The sequence below is a fragment of the Streptomyces sp. NPDC094147 genome (assembly GCF_044764265.1).
In the GTDB taxonomy this organism is placed as follows: Bacteria; Actinomycetota; Actinomycetes; order Streptomycetales; family Streptomycetaceae; genus Streptomyces.
On sequence record NZ_JBIWHT010000055.1, the window covers coordinates 1 to 18,671 of the forward strand.

Annotated in this window: 14 protein-coding genes and 1 pseudogene; 2 read left to right on the plus strand and 13 right to left on the minus strand. The window is 67.7% G+C overall.

All coding sequences use genetic code 11. The features are described 5' to 3' along the window. Together ACIQ8J_RS34665 and ACIQ8J_RS34670 are read right to left on the minus strand one after the other, a co-directional pair. A partial coding sequence (locus ACIQ8J_RS34665; RefSeq protein ID WP_403277958.1) for a hypothetical protein occupies positions 1 to 408 on the minus strand: 408 nt, incomplete at its 3' end. 427 nt (positions 409 to 835) lie between these two features. Next, positions 836 to 1,294 (minus strand): PaaI family thioesterase, encoded by a 459-nt coding sequence (locus ACIQ8J_RS34670; RefSeq protein WP_403608083.1) that lies wholly within the window; start codon positions 1,292 to 1,294, stop codon positions 836 to 838. A gap of 84 nt (positions 1,295 to 1,378) precedes the next feature. On the opposite strand from ACIQ8J_RS34670, the gene ACIQ8J_RS34675 reads away from it, so the two are divergent. Both ACIQ8J_RS34675 and ACIQ8J_RS34680 read left to right on the plus strand, forming a co-directional pair. Beyond that, positions 1,379 to 1,750 (plus strand): Lrp/AsnC family transcriptional regulator, encoded by a 372-nt coding sequence (locus ACIQ8J_RS34675; RefSeq protein WP_403277956.1) that lies wholly within the window; start codon positions 1,379 to 1,381, stop codon positions 1,748 to 1,750. A gap of 671 nt (positions 1,751 to 2,421) precedes the next feature. Further along, positions 2,422 to 3,300 carry an ETX/MTX2 family pore-forming toxin gene (locus tag ACIQ8J_RS34680; RefSeq protein ID WP_403608085.1) on the plus strand — a complete coding sequence of 293 codons (879 nt, stop codon included), beginning with the start codon at positions 2,422 to 2,424 and terminating at the stop codon, positions 3,298 to 3,300. Positions 3,301 to 3,380: 80 nt separating this feature from the next. On the opposite strand, the gene ACIQ8J_RS34685 is transcribed toward ACIQ8J_RS34680, so the two are convergent. The 11 genes and pseudogenes from ACIQ8J_RS34685 to ACIQ8J_RS34735 form a co-directional block, all read right to left on the minus strand. After that, entirely contained in the window at positions 3,381 to 5,435 is a 2,055-nt protein-coding gene (locus ACIQ8J_RS34685; protein WP_403608087.1) for a hypothetical protein, read from the minus strand. 231 nt (positions 5,436 to 5,666) lie between these two features. Then, entirely contained in the window at positions 5,667 to 6,260 is a 594-nt protein-coding gene (locus ACIQ8J_RS34690; RefSeq protein WP_403277953.1) for a hypothetical protein, read from the minus strand. Positions 6,261 to 6,293: 33 nt separating this feature from the next. Then, positions 6,294 to 7,367, minus strand: a complete 1,074-nt coding sequence (locus tag ACIQ8J_RS34695; protein WP_403277951.1) for a hypothetical protein — start codon at positions 7,365 to 7,367, stop codon at positions 6,294 to 6,296. Then, the gene (locus ACIQ8J_RS34700; RefSeq protein WP_403277949.1) at positions 7,367 to 8,293 is read right to left on the minus strand and encodes a hypothetical protein; all 927 of its coding nucleotides are present in this window, start codon (positions 8,291 to 8,293) and stop codon (positions 7,367 to 7,369) included. Before ACIQ8J_RS34700 ends, ACIQ8J_RS34695 begins: the two co-directional genes overlap by 1 nt. Then, the gene (locus ACIQ8J_RS34705) at positions 8,290 to 9,207 is read right to left on the minus strand and encodes a hypothetical protein (protein ID WP_403277948.1); all 918 of its coding nucleotides are present in this window, start codon (positions 9,205 to 9,207) and stop codon (positions 8,290 to 8,292) included. The genes ACIQ8J_RS34700 and ACIQ8J_RS34705 overlap by 4 nt, the downstream gene beginning before the upstream one ends. Continuing rightward, a complete protein-coding gene (locus ACIQ8J_RS34710) occupies positions 9,204 to 14,174 on the minus strand; it encodes a phage tail tape measure protein (RefSeq protein WP_403277946.1) in 4,971 nt (1,656 codons plus the stop codon). Before ACIQ8J_RS34710 ends, ACIQ8J_RS34705 begins: the two co-directional genes overlap by 4 nt. Positions 14,175 to 14,561: 387 nt before the next feature. Beyond that, positions 14,562 to 14,963 (minus strand): hypothetical protein, encoded by a 402-nt coding sequence (locus ACIQ8J_RS34715; protein ID WP_403277944.1) that lies wholly within the window; start codon positions 14,961 to 14,963, stop codon positions 14,562 to 14,564. Between the two features lie 17 nt (positions 14,964 to 14,980). Beyond that, entirely contained in the window at positions 14,981 to 15,400 is a 420-nt protein-coding gene (locus ACIQ8J_RS34720) for a hypothetical protein (RefSeq protein WP_403277942.1), read from the minus strand. A 335-nt stretch (positions 15,401 to 15,735) separates the two neighbouring features. After that, complete coding sequence (locus tag ACIQ8J_RS34725) at positions 15,736 to 16,599, minus strand: immunity 49 family protein (protein WP_403608089.1); 864 nt, start codon at positions 16,597 to 16,599, stop codon at positions 15,736 to 15,738. 321 nt (positions 16,600 to 16,920) lie between these two features. Next, positions 16,921 to 17,568, minus strand: a complete 648-nt coding sequence (locus tag ACIQ8J_RS34730; protein ID WP_403277938.1) for a pentapeptide repeat-containing protein — start codon at positions 17,566 to 17,568, stop codon at positions 16,921 to 16,923. Continuing rightward, positions 17,549 to 18,671 (minus strand): annotated as a pseudogene (locus ACIQ8J_RS34735) (hypothetical protein); the annotation flags it as partial. The pseudogene ACIQ8J_RS34735 and the gene ACIQ8J_RS34730, both read right to left, overlap by 20 nt.

Below are 18,671 nucleotides of genomic sequence, written 5' to 3' on the forward strand. Positions count from 1 at the left end.
CATATCCAGCAGCACCCCGAACTCATCGACGGCTGCCTCACCGAAACCGGGCTGGTCCTCACGCCACACCCGACATGAACCCGAAAGGGTCAGTAGCAGCAGTGGTGACACGAACGAGGAGATCACCAGTCGCCGTGTGGCCGCCGCCTGCGCCTGGTCCTCACGCCGCTGTTGATCCGCGCGCTCGGTGATCTGATCATGTTCGCCCCGCAGGCCAGCCAGAGCTGCCTCGACCTGTCCGATCCGCTGCTCCGTTGCTCGCTGATCGGCCCGGTATACGTCCTGAGTGACCACCTGGTCGAGGCGGGCGGCGAGTTGAGCGAGGTCACCTCGCAGGTCCTCTCGCAGCTGCGAAACGGCACGGTGCAGCTCCCACAGCGTGGGCTCGCTGCTCGGCGGCACAGACACCGCGATCACTCCTGGCGATCCCCGCGCCTACTTGGATCGTACGAGTGTGAAGGACAGGTCCCTTACACCGTTGAATGGCCCGACACGACTTACTGGGTCATACGCAGATGCTGTTCCGCATCGGTGGCTAATCCGCGTCTGAACTCGGCTACGTTGGGGCACTGCACGGTAGTTGCGGCGACTCGTTTGGCGATGCTGTAGGGGTCTCGCTGATCGCGGCACGGACGGTGCTCGTTGACCAGCGGTTATCCCGCTGTCTCACGTCCATGGGACAGCGGATCAGTCTCACGAACGGGGCATTTCTTCCACACCGTATGCATGGCGCTGAGGGCTTGCGGGACGCTCGTCTACGCTCGGCTGTCTTCTGCCGCTGGTTCCGCAACGATCTCCTGCCAGGTCACGCAGGACGGCAGCTCCGGCTGCGTACTCACCGCTCGGTCCGGTTCACGCGGATCAGCGTCTGCTGGCCGTTGGCGACGAGCTTGCGCTCGCCGTCGCTCCGGACTGCGTACACCTCCAACTCGCAGACGGTCAGGGTGCGTCCGGGCTTCAGGACGGTGCCGATCGCTTCGAGGTGGTCGCCCGCTGCGGGCGCGAGGAGGTTGATCTTGTACTCGACGGTGAGGACCTCGGAGTCCTCGTCCAACAGCGTGAGTGCGGCGTAGCCGCCGGCGCTGTCCGCGATGGCGCTGGTGGCTCCGGTGTGGACGTAGCCGTGCTGCTGGGTCACCTCGGGACGAGCCGGAAGCGTGATGTGGACGCGGCCGGGGCCGATGCGGGCGAGGCGTGCGCCGAGGTGGGTCATGAGGCCCTGCAGGTCGAAGCTGTCCTGGACGCGCTTGCGGACCGTGGGGCTCGCCTGCTCCTGCTGCGTCTGGTCTTCCACGTGCATGCTCTCTTTCGGGTCCGTGTCGGGTGGAGCGGGCGGGTTCCTCAGCCGGCCAGGCGTTCCATCAGCAGGAAGGCGCCGATGGCGATCATCATGGCCTGTCACCGCCGGCTGCGCGATCTCGAACGCGAGGGCGCGATCCGCGGCTACCGCGCCGTCGTCGACCCGGCCGCCGTCGGCCTGACCTTCGAAGCCCTCGTCTTCGCCACCCTGCGCTGGGAGACCCCCGACACCGTCACCGCCTTCGAGGAGGCCGTCGCCGACATCCCGCACGTCCTCCAGGCTCAGCGCCTCTTCGGCGAACCCGACTACCTCCTGCGCGTCGCCACCACCGACCTCACCGCCTTCCAGCAGCTCTACGACCAACAACTCGCCCGATTGCCTGGAGTCCAGCGCCTGACCTCCACCCTCGTCATGAAGAACGTCATCGACGACCGCGCCCTACCTGAGTAGCGGGGACACGCAGCCGCTCGCCTCCTCGGAAGCATCATTTCCGCCTGGGGCGGCCCGGATAGGACCCGGCAGGGCGGAGTGGGGCGTCATTCTTCAGCAGCGCACGCGCACGGTGGCAAGGCTCGTTCCTTCGCGGTCAGCGATGTCCTGCAGCCGATATACAGCTAAACATGAGACTGTGCAGCGGAATTTGAGACCCTGATGCCTTGCGGATTCCTGTACGCACGGTGGAGCGATGCCTTAAGCGCAGGGGCGTACTCGTTTGGTAAGCGCACCGAGCCCAGATGCACCCCTGGAACTTCCTACCGTCCGTGGGAGTCTGGGCGCAATGCCGCACGCCTGGGGCGAACATGCTGGTCAGGGCAGTCTCCGCAATCGGTGCGGTCACGTCCATACATGTTGACACCCATTTCATCGCGCGCCGTGCAGGAGAGTCAGGGACCAAAGTCCCTATGCGGCAGGGTGGTTGGTGGATTCCATTGACCGCCAAGGGAGTTCGCCCGTTTCGCCCCGCATCGCAAGAAGGGCCCATTTAGTTCATGAGTCAAGTTTCCAGACGGCGTCTGCTCGCGCTCGCCCCGGCCGCCGGAGTCGCAGCGGCCATTCCTCTGTCCACCGGAACGGCAAGCGCCGCGCCACGGTCCGCAAGTGCGGCCCCGACACCGGGCAAAGTGTCCGCCCGGCCGCTCCAGGAGATAACGGACGCATGGGGCCGGTGGATGGCCCGGGAGCGATTTCCCGCCTCGAACGGCTGCCGTTTCACCGCGTCGACGGACTACGGAAAGCAGAGTTTCCTCAACGACTACCACCGGTATCAGGTCGCCGCGAAGTACCGGGACATCGTGTACGACGCCAGCGCCCCCTCACCCGTGCCCGGGCAGGTCAGCTCCGTGGCCACCAACTACCGCAACGGCACGGAGGTGGAGCAGACCGTCACCTACAAGCAGAGTAAGACGACCGAGCAGGACCTGCGGATCTCGGTGACCGAGTCCCTGAAGATCGGCGTCACCGTGGAGGTGTCGGCGGAGATCCCGGCGGTCGCCAAGGTCAGCGAGACGACGTCGATCGAGGCGAGCCTGTCCTCGACGCAGGAGTTCACGCACAAGGAGACGCAGACGTGGAGCGTCGACCTCCCCCTGCGGATTCCGCCCAAGTCGACGGTCGAGGCCACGCTGGTGGTCGGCACGCAGAAATACGACATCGACTGGACGGCCACCGTCGTACTGCGGGGAAGCGTGGCGGTCTGGTTCAACGAAAAGGTCGACCTGAATCAGGACGGGGACCGCCACTGGCTGTGGTTCGTCCCCCTCGACGAGGTGTTCCGGGACTGCCAACGGCACCAGATCATCGACACTTCGGGATACGAGGTCATCGCCGACGGGGTGAATGCCTTCGCGAGCGGTACGTTCAGCGGTGGCCAGGGCGTCTCGCTGAATGTGAACGCCCTTCAGAAGCCCCTCGACAGCCGCCAGAAGCGCAGTGCCGAATCCCGGACGATCCCGATTCCGCTCGCCCCTAACGGCCGACGGGCCGCCGTCCCCGGTCACTGAGCGATGGATTCCGTGGTGCCCGGCCGGCTTTACGAGGCTGGGCATCGCGGCGCCCCAGCCCATGGCGTAACGGCTACTGCTCACTTCATGTAGACCACCCTTAGCATCGGCGGGTTGGCCTGGCCGACGCCCTGTGCGCGACCGTAGTACGTGCTGGCACTGTTCGCCGGGTCGAGGGCAATGCCCCGCCACCGTGTCTCGTCGAACACCCGCGTGATGTCGACCCACTTGCCTTCGTTCCGGCCCCAGTTGACTGAGATCGAGGCGCCGTCAGAGGAGAACGCAGACGGTCTCGACGCATGGCTGTGCGCCTTGATGACGGCTCGCCCACCAGAGTTGCTGTACCAGTGCTCGAAGTAGAGGTATAGCTCAACGGACTCGATCTTGGCGCCGGCGAGATCTGCTGCGAGCGCAGAGGGAAACCCGACCAATGAGGCTTGCGTCCCGTTGGTGCCGGAGTAGTACCCCTGCATCATCTGATTCCCGTAGTAGCTGTTGTATCCCTCGCGATTGCTGTAACTCCCGCTCCAGGACGCCGAGTAGGTCTTGCTATACCGGGTAGGCAGCGGCTTGGGAGGCGGCTGGTTCGCGCCGGCAGGGTTGAGTCCGCCTGTGTTCGGGACGGCCGGGCCGATGTCCTCGACGTACAGGACGCTCGGGTAGCCGTCGCTGCTGAGCACGCGCAGGGTCTGGCCTGTGGCGCCCCAGCGGCACATGAACGAGGTCAGCAGGCGCTGTGTCCCTGCACCCAAGTAGGTTCCGGGACAAGCGAGTTCCATGTGGACGCGTTGCCAGCCTTCGCCGCGGATCGGGGCGACGAGGCTGTGGATCTGCCGTGACTTGAGGGTCGGCTGGTTGGGGCCGCCGGTGCGCATCCAGAACACCATTTCGCCGCCGTCCCCGGTGGGGTCGACGTAGGCGTCCAGGACGATCCGGTACATGCGACTGATGTCGATGGTGCAGGCGAGTTCCACCCAGCCCATCTCCACGTCCGCGGAGGCGGTAGTCGAGCCGCCGAGCTGGGTGTTGATGGCCTGGATACCGCGCGGCATCCGGTCCAGAAAGGTGGCCAGGCTGTCGCCGCGCCAGGTGAGGTCCTCGGCGACGGCGAGCGACTGGAACCCGGCCTTGCCCTCCTCGCTGATGGAGGCGACCGGCCGCCCCGCGGAGGAGGCCAGGGTCAGGAAGTTGGGCTGGCCCGTGACGAGGCTGACGACTTGCTCGCCGTCCTTGTCGAACAGCCGGATTCCGTCCGGGGAAAGTTCCGCCCGCTCCCCGTCAGTGGCGCTGCTCAGGACCGGCCTGCACTCGACCTTGTCGAACCAGACGCCGCCGACCGTCCCTCCGATGGTCTCAATGCGGATGGTGGCGCGGACCGCGTTCACGGGCGCGCGGACGCTGCCCGATATCCGCATCCACCGGCCGTCCCCGGTCTCGGCGGCGCTGGGGATACGTCCCTGGGCAAGGGTATTGCCGTCGCTGTCCTGCCAGACGAGCGTGATGGCGGCTCCCTTGCCTGCCCAGTCGGCTGCGTAACGCAGGTCGGTGCCGAGCCAGAACTGTTCACCCGGAGTGACCGGGAACGGGTCGAAGTCCAAGAGCCGCGTCGTCCCGGTCGGCGCGGAGTCGATGCGCAGGGCGAGCGGTGAGCGGTTCCCGCCGGCTTCGATGCGCGCCCAGGGGATCTGGAGCTGCTGGATGATCTGCTCGACGTGCCCAGTCTCGAACGACGCGTCGGGACACAGGTTGCCGGTCGCTCCGATGCGGAGCTTGTCCACGGTGATCGCGCCGTTGGCGATGGCTGGGGTGGTGACCGCACCCCCGGTGAGGTTGCCGGGTCCGACGACACCCGTGCGCAACGCCTCGACGAACATGGAGTCCGCTTGCATCACCGAGGCTGTGCCGCGGCCGTAGTTCAGCCAGAGCATCGGCCGCACGAAACGCACGTCGGTGTGCAAGGGCGCCGGATTGCGCGGATCGGGGAAGTCGCCCGCGGGTGCGGCAGCTCCGGCGATCGTGCGGCCGCGTACGTAGCCGGTATAGGTGACCCAGCCGTCGGAGGCCTCAGGGGTCTTGCCATGGCACGCTGTGTAGTGCTGGCTGTCGGGGGAGTCCTCGCCGTTGCGGTTGACCATGACGGTGCCGTCGGCGCCGTACCCGACCAGCCCGATGTACACGGTGGCCGGTCCCTCTGGAGCCTGGGCCGTGGAGCGGACCCGGGCCGATACCCGGTAGAGGGTGTCAGGGTCGAAGGCGATCCTTGTCGTAGCGCACAACTGGACCTGCCCCACGGCCTCCAGCACCGTGGGGCCTTGCGGTGCGTCGGTGACACCGGAGCGGATGGACCAGGAGGCGTCCTTGTCCGCTCAGAGCTGCTTCCAGCCGCGCGGGTCGCGCATGGTGTCGGCGAACCGCTGCGAGGTAGCGTCGGCCAGCGCGCCGTCCAGGACGGACTGGTCGACGGCGGCCGGAGCGACCGGCCCGAACGTGCCGGAAGCTACGGATGGTGCGCCGGAGGTGTTGCGGGCCACCAGCCGGACATGGACCGGCTGCTTGGTGGGGATCGTGAATGAACCGCCCTGAGGGGACTCGATGCTGCCCTGCAGGGTGCCCGGTCGCGGTTCGAACGACGCGGTGGGGGAGGCGTGGACTTCGACGCGGGAGAAGTCGAGCGGCCCGGCCTGCGCGCTGCGGAAGGTGCCGTCCCAGGACACGGTGACCGCGCCGAGCGCCGGCACAGCCTGCGGGATGGACGGGGCGGGCGGTGGGGGTGCGTTGACAGCGGTCACCCCGTGGGTGCCGTCCGGCTGCTGGCCGACCAGCGCGCGCAGTGAACCGTCCTTGTCGTACACCTCGATGGCGGATTCTTCCAGGGCGGCGTTGGCGAGCTTCGGGGCACGGATGGCGGTGCGGAGCTGCTGTTCCAGGCGGGCCAGGCGGGTGCCGATGTCGGTGGGCATGGAGGTCCTCGATGCTTAGGCGGCTGCGCCGTACTAGTAGGAGTCGGCCGGGGTGAGGGAGAGCGTCGCGGTCTCGCCGGCCGTCGTGTCGGGGTGGATGGTCCAGCCGGTGATGCGGCACCAGTCGGACCAGGTGGTCCACTGGTCGCGGACGGCAACCTGGACGTCGTCGCCGATCTGCCAGGCCCCGATCCGAGCCTGCGGGTGGTGGCGGACGGTGATCTCCTCGACATGGCCGAGGCGTTGGCGCCATGCCCGCTCCGCGCGGGCCCGCTGAGCGAGGGTCTCGGTGGCTCGCATGGCGGGAAGGTCCAGGGTGTGTTCCAGGCGCAGCCTGCCGTTGCGGACGGCATCGACGGCACGGCGCTGAGAGCGCCCTTCTCCGGTTCCAGTGGCGATGACGACCTGGGCGTAGTCGTCGGCCGCATACTGCACGGGCGGGTTGGCAACGATGTTGATGCCGGTGGAGAACGACAGGTCTGTGCGACGCCGCCCGAGGCGGGGGTAGCCGAGCTGGATGCGGCGAACAGGCTGGCGCTCCCTGTCCCACCACACGCTGCACGTGTAGTCCGGGGCGTCTGGGCCCTTCACCAGGTCGTCGATCTGCTCGCCAAGGACGGGGTTCTCCCACCAGCGTGAATGCCATGGCTCCGTACTGGTGCCGACAGTCGCCGACGACGTGGTGCTGTCGACGCTCAGGCTGAGGTCCCCATCGGGGATCGACTGGGCGTAGTCGACGATGTCGCGGATGATGCGGCACGGATCCGCTCGCACGTAGGGGCCGCGACCGCCCAACTCGCCGTCCAGATCGCGGCGACGGGCGAGATATGACGTCCATCCCGCAGCCTCGATCGCGAGTTTGTTGCCCTCGGGTTCGGCCCGCCAGATGATGCCTCCCCACCGTAGGTATCCGTCCCGCTCGACATAGATCAGCGTGTTGCCGGGGTCGGCTATCTCCGTCAGTTGCCGCCCCAGGTACGGCTCCAGCGTGCCTCGCAGGTGACCGGGTCCGTTCAAATCGGGGCCGAACTCCACGTTGGTCAACGGGAGATCGGACGTCAGCCAGGCGCCGGTGAGGGCGTTCTGGGAGAGGTACCGGTAGCCCATCAGGCCGCGCCCTCGTCGAAGGAGATCTCCGCTATCGCCGTGGTGGCGACGTCGGCTTCGAACCAACCGGGGACGTCGCTGCTGCGGGCCACCAGGTGCTCCAGCCATTGGACTGTGTCTCGGTAGGTGCGCGGGATGTCGATGGTGTCGGCGCTGATGAAGTTCAGCCGCTCCGAGCCGGCGTTCGACTCGACAACCACCGACTCGCACTGGATGGTTCCTAGGCGGCTGGCGCTGCCCCCATAGCTGTAGCCACCCATCAACTGCACGCCAGCAAGCGTCATTTTGATGCGGGCTCGTACTGCCCAGTACGGCACGTACACCTTCCAGCGGGCCACCGGCGGCCACTGCGTCCAGGTGTAGCCGGTGCCCCTGTACGGCTGGTCCTCGGTCGGGGAGGCGTTGAAGAGCTTCGAGGTGGTGCGCGGGTTGGCGACGTTGCGCAGGTCGCGGATCATGCCAGCGGTGATCGTCGCGGTCTTCGCCGGGATGTCGATGCACGCCAGCGCGACCCCGGTCACCCCGGCGGGCGGCGTCGTCGCGGTGGCCTCCACATTGGGGATGACCTCGAACACGTTGATGGCGTCCTTGGCCGGGTCCCGGTTGCCCTCGAACTCCGGGTCCACAACCCGCAGGACGATCATGTCGGTGCGGCGGGTTGCCCCGGTCGGTGCGACGGGCACGGTGGCGGTGCCGATGTTGTACGCCGTGTACGAGCCCTGCCAGGCATTGGCCCGGCCCCGGATCACCGCAGACCCGTCGCTGATCTGCACCCCTGCCCCGGGGGTGGGTAGCGGAACGACCTTCAGATCCCCGTACTCGGTCACCCCCTCCGAGCCGCGGGAGAGATCCCGGATCATCATGCGGAACGTCTGCGCGGAGTGGGTGGCGCCGGTCACGAGGAGCGGGGCTTGGGCGAGCGTCATGAGAGGGGCTTCTCCAGAGGGGTTCCGAGGGTGGTGAAGGCGTCACGCCACGCCACGGTGAGGCGGGCGGACAGGGTCGGGTCGGCGGCCGTCCAGCGGATCTCGCTGCGTCCCGGGGGCAGGCGGAAGGCGTCGAGCGGCTGGGTGGTGGCGACGGCGCCGCCGTTGTTGCGGGTGATGACCCGCTGGCCGGGCCGGGTGTCGACCCGCACCCACTGGCCGGCGTCCAGCACGACCGGGACAGTGATCGTCCGGCCCGTTTCGACGTGCGTGATCTGCGGGTTGGCGCACGGGCCGTGCACCGTGAGCACCGGGAACGTGTCCACGTTGCCGCCGTTGGTGACCCAGCCCGGACGTTTCTGCCCGCCTGTCGCACCGGCGCCGTTCACGATGATCGGGGCCTGCACGGGGGCGGTGAATCCGCCGCCGGACAGCCAGCCCAGCCGCAGCTCCACCTGCTGCTCGACGTCGGCGCCATACACGGGGTCGGGGGCGGTGAACTCGATATCGAGGGGGATCCAGCCGAACGCGGCTTTCTCCCACGTCGCTTCGAGCTTGCGGATGCGGCCGAACAGTACCCGGACCGGGGATCCCGGCCACTTGATCCGCAGCGGCATCACTGCGCCGCCCACCGTCCGTACCGAACGGGTCTCGGCTACCTGCTCCAACGCCGCCAGCAGCCCGGCCGCAGCCTCCGGATCACCCGGGGTCCTGATGGCACAGTCGACCCGCACGGTGCGGGCCTCATACCAGTCCGGCGCCAGCCACACCCCGTCCGCACCCGGACGCTCCACACCCTCGCCCCGCACACCAGGGCGGGCGAGGCCCTCGATCGCCGCAACCGGGATCCGGGTACCGTGCCCGAGGAGGATCCCGCCGATCTCGATCTGCCAGTCCTTGAGGTCGATACTCATCGCAGCACCCCACCGCCCCGCTTGGCGCGGCGTATCTGGTACGACACGGCAGAGGCGATGTCGTCGGCGTTCGCCCCGGACCGGGTGACGTGGATCGTCTGGGAACCGATGGCGGGGGCTTGCCGGATGACGACGACTTGCGAGCGGCCTGCCCGCGCATCCACCAGAGTCTGGGGGACCAGCCCGTACCCGAACTTGCCGGCGGTGCCAGCGAGTACGGCCGTGGCGCGGCCCCGCTTCGCCGCGGCGTGCGGAATGTAGGACTCGCCTCCGGTCTCGCGCTCCGCGAACTTGATCAGCCCGTTGGCAGAGGGGGAGGAGTAGGTGCCGGGCTCCCACACACCGCCGTTCGCGTACGCCCGTCCCGCGTTAGCTTTCACCAGGTCCGACAGGAACCGGTCCGCCCTCCCGCCCGCTTTGCGGATCTGGTCGGTGGACAGGTTCGCGATCTCGATCAGCCGGTCCTCACCCAGGCCGGTCGCATCCGCCATGTCATGGATGCCCCGGCCGGCACGGAGCGCGCCGATCAGCTTCACCACGTCGGTGAGCTGGTCACCGTCGAGCATCTTGCCCGCCTGCTGCGCTGTGTTGTTGGCCCGCACCGCCTTCACCCAGTCCCCGACAGCCTCCTTCGCCAGGGCTTCCGCACCGGCGTCGCCCTGCTTGGCCAGGCGCTCAGCGAGAGCCCCGAAGCCGTTCGCCGAGAGCTGGGACAGGTTGTTCTGGAAGGTGGTGGAGTCCTTGACGGCGTTCTGGAGCTGCGCGGTGTAGTCGGACAGCGAGGCTTTCGCCGTGCTCGACAGCTTCATCAGCTGATCGGCCATCTCCTGCACGTACTTGGCGGATTCGGTCGCCATCTTCCGGGTCAGCTCGACACCGTCGGCGCCCATGTCCTCCAGCGCCTTCGCCACATCCGTACCGGCCCGCCGGGCCACCGTGGCCAGGTCCGTACGCCAGGACTGCGCCGTGGACACGGACTTGCGAAGGTTCTGCTCGAACAGGCCGAGGTCGAAGACCTCCTTGTCACCCTTCTTCTTCTGCGACTTGGAGACCACATCGGACACGGAGAGCCCCGTGCCGCCGAGCGGCTGGTACGACCAGTCCGACAGCCCTCCGGAGGCGTTGTAGACGACCTGCCCGCCGAAACGGCGTGCCACCTCATTCAGGATGACCTTGGACCGGGCCCTCTTACTCGGCGCCAAAGGGAGGTAAGCCTCGCCCTGAGTCTCGTCCTCCGCCCACACCCGCCATTCGCCGCCCTTGGCGATCTGAGCGACATGGTTCTCCCGGACACCGCCCTGCGCGTAGGTGACGATCCCGCCGTTGGCCTGCGGCAAGGCGTAGCCGTCCTTGTACGGGCCCGGCTGCGGAGACGTGCGGTAGACGTCGTTGTGGATCGTCGTGATCGTCACCGACTTGCCCGTGATGCTGTTGATCGCGCCCTGAATGGTCGCCACGCTGCTCGTCGCCGCCCCCGTCGGCACGGAGACGTTGACGTCCTTGCTGCCCGGGACTTGGGTGATCGTGAAGCCCAGAGCTTCAAGCTGCGCACGTGCCTCGGCCGTTGGCGCGGTGACATAGATCGTCTTCGCGCTCGGATCGGACACGAGCTTCTGCCGGACAGCCTCCAGGCTCGCGATCGTGGCAGCAGTCGACGCCGACACGTTGATGCTCTTCGCACCAGGGGTCTGGGCGAGCTTCGCGATCAGAACATCCAGCTGTGACGCCGCAAGGTCCGTCGGCGCGGTCACCTGCACCCGCCGGTCCTTCAAGTCCGTGATCTTGAAGCCGAGCTTCTCCAGATTGGCGCGGGCCTCATTGTCGAGCGTGGAGATCGTGACGGTCTTGTTGTCTGGTGTCGCCTTCAACGCCTGCTGCACGGCGACGAGTTCAGCGACACCCTTGTCCATGCCGGCGGTCTGGAGCAGGATCGACACCTGCGACGGCACCAGCCCCGCGTTGTCCGCGAGCTTCGCCGCCGCATCCGCACCCAGCCCGTACCCCTGCGCCGTCGCGATCGCCGACTCACGCGCCTTGGCCATCTGATCTTGCGCGGCCTGCAGCGCCTCCGGGACGGTCTTCCCGTTCGCCGTCGCGTACTGATAGGCGGCCAACGCCGCGTCCGCCGAGTTCGTCGACAGCCCTTGCAGCAGGTCATACAGCTTCTGCCCGTTGCGGGTCACCGTGGACAGCGACCCGTCCATGTTCAGCAGCGAGGCGCTGTAGCCCTGCACCTGGTCGCCGCCGCCCTTCAACGACTCGGCCGCATCCGACACCGACCGGTTCAGCCGGGCCTCGGCCGCCGACAGATTCACCGACCCGCCCGCCAACACGTTCAGCGCGTCGTGCAGCGCCCGAGCGCGGGTGTCCGCGTCCGCTGTGGTGTCCGAGAGGCGGCGCATCGCGTCGGAGAACTTCCCGAACGGGCCGACCGCATCGGCCGCGGACCGGCCGCCCGCCGCGTTCACCTCGGCGAGATCCTTCGCGTCTTTCACGGCCTGCGACATCTCGCCCTTGACCGAACCCAGCGCAGTCGCCGCCCGGGAGGCAGCGGAGCCCTGCTCGTCGTACGTCTTGGCCGCACCGGTGGAGGTGGCCAGCCACTTGACGTGCGATTCCGCCGTCTCATTGAGCTGCTTCTGGAGGGAGTTGAGGCCGCCGTCCTGGCCGAGGTAGGCGTCCGTGAGCTGCCGCACCGACACCCCGGCCTTCGACATCACATCGACCAGACGCGCCTTACCGTCGAAGACCTTGGTATCCATGATCGACTGCGCGGCCGCCGTCCGGACACTGTCGGTGACCGCGCCGTTCGACTCACGCAGCGCCGAAGTGAGCGTGCTGATCCGCGACTGATGCTCGGCAGCCGCCTGCGCGGCCTTCTGCTGGTGGGAGGCAAGCATCGACAAACCCACCCCGGCCGCCGCGATCGCGACACCCCACGGCCCGCCGAGCGCACCCATCAGCCCCTTGGCCGCGCTGCCCAGACCGGTACTGATCGCCCGCGCCGTGCCGCTGATCGGCCCCTCAGCGGACCGGAACGCGGCGGTCATCTGCCCAACCACCGGGATCCGGGTCTGGAGGACTGCCAGGGCCTGCCCGACCCGGCCGATCGACTGGCCCTGGGCGGCCGCGAGACTCTGCTGGAGCCGCATCTCCTGGCCAAGCGAACGGAACGCCCCGGTGACCGGGCCCGCCACCGCACCACCGAGGCGCATGAACATCGGAGTGACGTTGCGGGCCAGCAGCATCGCAAAGATCGCGGTCTGAACTGGCCCCGGCAGGGCCGCGAATCCCCGCACCAGCCAGGCCACGGTCTGCCCGATCGGCACCAGCACCCCCGAGACCGCCCCGGCCGCCGAGGAGACCAGGTTCAGAGCGGTAACGACCACGTCCAAGCTGCTCGCACCGGCCCCGGACTCTGTACCGAGCTCCGCGATCGCTTCGACAACCGGTGCCGCGCCCTGAACAAGGTTCTGGAAGACGTCCCAGACCGCATGCCCGGCGTTGACGAGGACGTTGAGTCCGGCGGCCGCCACGTCCAGCGCCCCGTCCTTGAAGGGTTCCCCGAGGCCGCGGAACTCGTCGGTCAGCTCCCGCACCCCCGACTTGGCCTTGGAGGCCAGGCCCGGACCGGCCAGCGTGTACAGGTCGTGGACGTAGTCGATCGCGCCCGCCAGGTACGGCGTCGCCGCGCTCATCCCGGAGGTCATCAGCCGTGTGACCTTTTCCAGGCCCGGCGCAACAGCCGTGTACAGGACCTGTCCGGTGTTCTTCGCCTGCGTCTTGAGCTGGGTGTATGCGCCCGCGAGGCCCTTGGTCTGCGAGGCGGCGATCTCACCGGCCGCACCGGTACGGGAGATCGCGGTGTGCATCTGGTCGTACGCCGCGACACCCTGATGCGCCAGAGCGGCCGCACCCGCGAGGGCCGGTTTGCCGACGACGTTCGCGAGGGCACCGAGAAAATCCTTCTGCGACATCCGGTGCTGGGCCTGCTCGAAGCCTTCGATGACCGTGCGCAGGCCCTTGAAGTTCCCCTGCGCGTCCCACGCCTCGATGCCGAGGTCGGCCAGGCCCTGGCGCATCGCCTTGGTCGGCTTCGCCAGGTTCGTGAGCATCCCTCGCAGGGACGTTCCTGCTTTCGAGCCGAGGATGCCGGAGCGCGCCAGCATCGCCACCGCCGACGCGGTGTCCTCCAGTGAGACACCCAACTGGGCCGCGACCGGCCCGGTGTAGGACATCGCGTAGTAGATGTCCTGCAGCCCGCCCGACGCGGCGTTCGCGCCAGCTGCAAGAACGTCGGCGGCCCGGCCCGCGTTGTTCGACGACAGACCGAACTGGTCCATCACGTCGCCCAGATACCGGGCGGCATCGGCAGCCGAGAGATTGTCGGCCGCGGCGAGCTGCATCGCAGCCCGCGCATTCGCGATCGACGAGGTGCTGGTCTGGCCAGCCTTGGCGAGCTCCAGCATCGCGTCGGCCGCCTTCGCCGCCGACGTACCGGGGATGGTCAGGTCGGCGCCGAGCTCGCGCGCTTTTGCCGCGGCCTGGACCATCTCCTGGCCCGAAGCGCCAGTGACCGCACCCCACTTGTTAATGGCGCGCTGGTACTCGTTGCCCTCCCGGGCGATCTCCGCCAGGCCCGCGACGATGCCACCACCGACCACCAGGCCCCGCAGATGGTGCAGCTCCTGGCGGGCACTGAACAGCCCGTGCCGGAGCTGCTGGGTCGAAGAGTGCCCGTCCGAGCCGAGACGACGTAGACCGCCCCGAGCACTGTCGGCGTCCCGGCCCAGCGAGCGAAGCCCCGTTCCAGCGCCGCGCGCGCCACCGCCGACCTGGGAGAGCTGTCGGTGCAGGGAGGCGGTGTCCCGTCCAAGGCCCCGAAGAGCCTGGGAGGTCTGCCGGACCTCGGAGAGCAGCCGGGAGAAGTCCGCCCGCGCTTGGACGCTGAGCGTGTATTGCGACACCGGGCGGTGCCCTTACTCCCCGCACCCCAATCTGCCGGTGCCCCTGCCCGAACCCCGCCTAGGGGGTACGCGGTACAAGGCCAATACGCACCCCGTACCCGTCAGGCCCCTCAGGGACCTGGTCCTGCTCGACGGCGATCAACTCACATCCCACACACCGCACCGTCGTCGTCACATACGCATACCGGTCACCGTCCTGGGCTTCGTCCCACTCCGCCGCCCTGGTCCCGCACTGCTCACACACGCTGCGCCGATAGGCCTCGTACGCCATTGCCTTCGCCCGGTCACCCGCACTCCACTGGCCGTCACCCGCCCCCAGAAACAAGGAATGGGGAATGCGGAAGCGGTCGCACAGCTCCAGCTCGGCCCGGAACTGTGCGTCAGCGATCAGTCTTTTCCCAGCTCCACCGTCGTGGTGCGGACGATCTGCTGGGCCTGCCACGCGGCCGCGAACAGCACATTCGACTCGGCCACCGGCCACGAGTCGAGAAGGCCCTGCGCCTCCTCCTCGGTCAGCCCCTCAACCGCCTGACCGGTGTCGTCGCGCTCGATGTGCGCGGCCGCCACCAGAGCCGCCGGAAACGTCTCCGGATTCCAGGTATCGCCGTCCTCGGCCTGCGCCTCCGTCGGCGGGAACCGCTTGATCAGCCCGTCCAGCACCGGCCGCGGCAGCGCCCTGAACGTCAGTGCCAGAGCCACCTCATCGAACGTGGCCTGGGCTGCGGTGAGTTCGGCCTTGGCGTGTTCGGACTCGGGGCTCGTGGCGCGCTGGCTTTCCGCATCGGCCATCCGGCAGCGGGCCGCCTCTACCTTCGCCTGGCCTCGTTGTCCGTCGAATAGTTCGGCGACCGCGAACCGACCCGCACCGGGAACACGTCCATGCTGCGGGAGCCCGGCACATCGCCCTTCCGCAGGAACACCACCCAGCCGGTGGCGTCCTTGGCCAGCAGCTGCTCGATGTCATCGGACACCTGGTCCTCGTAGAAGCCGAGCGAGGAGTCGTCTGCCTGGTCGGTGCCCGGGATCTTCGACTCGAATGTCGAGCCCAGATCCGGGGTCTCGATCGCCTGGTTCGTCAGCGACCAGCCGTCGATTGCGGCGATCGCGTTCGTCAGATCGGTGCCGGCCGTCAGCTCCGGCCGGGTGGGAACGTGACCGGGGTCGGCGACCGCCTTAAGCCACAGGACACGGGTAACACCGCGCCGCGAATACTTCTTTACCTGCAAGGGTCTGCTGTCCGATTCCGGGACGGCAGCCGATCACACAGTCAAGGAGTGGCCCCGTCCCTCGACGTCCTGTCGGGGAACCGACCCATCCCGAGAACGGGTGGGCGTCCGCGCGGGGCCTCCGCGGTGAGGATGCAAGCGAAAGTCAGACGGACCCAGCGGGCTCCGACCGCCCTACTCTGCTCACCATACTGTCGTCGGTGTGTTGGCCCGGAGCGCATAGCTGTTCCCCGTAGAGCTCTGGGAGCTGGCCACGCGCTTCGGGGCAGGCGGAGACGCGGATGGGGCCTGGTCGATGGACCTTGCGGGGGGCCACGGCAGCCGCCGTCACAGGTTTACGTGTCGAACTCGCCCACCCAACCACGGTCCAGCAGGAACCTAGGCAGATACTCGGACTCCACTTCGATGGGGAAGCCCGCATCGTGGGCGAGGCAAGCCACGGCGAGAGGGCCGAGGGCTACGAGGCTGTCGGTGCTGATGGCACGGTCCTCGTCCTCAGTCCAGAACTCCTTATGGCAGCGCACGGCGTTCTCAAGCGAGACGTTGAACCGCTCGCGCTCCTCCCTGACGAACAGGTGGAACATCTCGATCGGCGGATACAGGATGTTCAACATCAGATCGCGGTCGGCTACTTCGATCGTCGCGGGGTCTGTCCCTCGAACTGCCGCAACCAGCTTGCCCCCCAGGCCTTCACCGCGCAGCCAGTACGTTTGCAGCGCATCCACCCAGGCGTAGATGTACTCATCGAATACAGCGCCGGACGCGCGCAGCAGGGAGACCGGGACGCGGCAGAGCTGCGTCATCCGCTCCTCTTCCCGACAGATGACCGCCAGGCAAAAAGCCTTGATCCAGTTACCGGCATGCGCGTGAGGCTGTACGCCTGTTGCAGTAATTTCCCGGGGCTCGCGCCCGATTCGGCACTCGATCGATTCGCCTTCGGGAGCGACCGCTGCGGCAAACAGAGCAGATCCCACCTGCATGGCCGTGACCCACGAGGCCCATGTATCAAATTTATCGGCCATCGGATCCAGTACGCAGCGTGCGTTCGCCGCATTGAGAGCGGACTCGAAGGCCCTATTGAAGGATTCCGGAGAATTCCCGATCCGGTCGATGGAGCGCCCCGCGCTCGCTGCGAGAAAGTCTGCCGCTTCCGCTGCGCGAGCAGTAGGAAAGTCATGGCGCGGTAGGTGCAGCACCATTTTGCTCGTGTCCCTAAGTCCGTGTCGCTCCTGCTCGCTCGTGATCGCTCGTGATCGCCTGGACGGTGCCGCCTCGGTCATGCCGCACCCACCGACGTGCACGGTCCGCGCCGGCGCCGTACCACGGACGGACAGAGCGCGGTTCGTCGCGAGAGCCCACGCTGGGGGTGCTGGTGGCGGCCGCCGGGTGGTCTGCTCCGAAATCCATCCGTGCCGAGCAATTCGCGATAGCTGTGCACGGGCCGGCTTCCCCGCTTCGTTGCCAGTTGGAGCGGGGCCCTCACCGTGAAAGTCGCGGAATCCGGGAGGGGCACGCCCGCCCTACTGCTGCGGGCTGCCCGGAGCGATCACTTCAACCTGCCCACCCCGCTCACCGATCCACGCCTCGAGCTCCGTGCCGGCCAGCTCTCGGGAGGATTCGCCACTAAAGAGCGTGATCGGCCCGAAAACGGTGCCTCTCAGGCCACGCACCACCGTAGCTTCGTCGACTGTGACCCTGAAGCTGTTGTGGAACAAGACCGCGTCGGTCAGGTCCGCTCCCCTCAGATCGACGCGGAAGAGCGAGGCCCCCATGATCCTTGTTCCTCTGAAGCTCGCTCCCGACGCGTCGACCCCGTGCAGCTGGGCCTTGACCATGTCGGCGCCGTCGAGCCGCGCCGAACGGAGCACGGCCTCGTCAAGATTCGCCCTGACGAGGTCGGCGCCGGTGAGATCCGCACCGGTGAGATCCGCTGACTGAAGGTCGGCGCGGTAGAAACTCGCTCCCGCTAGCCGCACACCCGCCAGGACCGCCTGGGTGAACCACGAGCTCGTGAAGTCTCCACCCGAAAGGTCCGCACCTCGGAAGTCGTGCTCGATGCCGAAAAGGCTGGAACCCTCCTCGGCCATCCATTCCTGCAGCTGGTGCGTCGCCTCAGGGTCGGTCGGGAGCGTCTTCGGCTCCCATTTCTTATGGGTACCAGATGACATGATCTCCCCAACCGTGGCTTTCAATGATGCCCTTGATGCTGTCGATCGCCGCTTGATCCGCGTTCCGGACGTCGACAATGACTACGCGATGCATATCGTCAATCTGCTCGGTGAATGTTTCCACCCAGGTCTGGGCATGCCTTGCCGGGTTGTACGCGCCCGGGAACGGGCGGGCGAGAAGCGCCGGATTACGCACATTGTTGAATGGAGGCCAGAAGGAATGGATACCCTTGATGTCATAGTACTTACCGGTGGTCTCGGAGTAGAACTCGCCCTTATCGGCTACGTCCGGGCGGCGGATGTCCGCCGGGAGGCGCCCCTGCTCCCGCAGGTCGAGGCCGACCCGGGCCTCGTCCATCGAATCCTCAGTGATCTTGCTTCTGTGATCCGGGTCGTGCTTGAGGTGGTCGAATAGTTCTGGAGCCCGCTTCTCTACCTCTTCCAGGTGACCCCAGTGCCCGGCCCGCTCCTCAACCGTCAACTCCGGAATCGGCTCGTTCGCACGCTCGCCGGACGTGTGCTTCTCCGCCTGGCCGTGGCCACCGTTACCGGATCCGTGATCGGCGGAATCGGACGCATGAAGGTCGCCGCCCGCGTCACTGCCGTGGGCCCTGTCGCCGCCATGGGCGTTCTCCGAGTGGCTACCGGCACCCGCGCCCGGGGTGTCGCCATGACCACCGCCACCGGAAGGTGTGTGTGAACCGCCTTCACCAGACGGCGTGTGCGAACCCGCACCGCTGCCCAAGCCGCCACCGGTCGGGTGACCCGCGTCGGTACCGTGGCCGCTCGCGCTAGTGCCGGAGTTATGGCCACTGGGCGGCTCGTGGCCAGAAGACGGCCCATGTCCCAGGTCATGGGCCGTCCCCCCAATTGCACGCGAAGTCCCGTGTCCGAGGCCGTCGGCTATGTGCCCCGCCCCTGCCAGGGCAGGATTCTTGGGCTCGGTGAGGACCGGGTCCGAAGTGGTGGAGTGGCGCAGTCGTGCCAGGTCGTCTCCGGACATTTCCGCGTGGGCCGCGGTCTTGGTGCCGTCGGGGTGCGTGACGGTGTACTCGCCGTCCGTGAAGGAGAGCTTGGTGCCGTCGGGCCATTCGGCGTAGGTG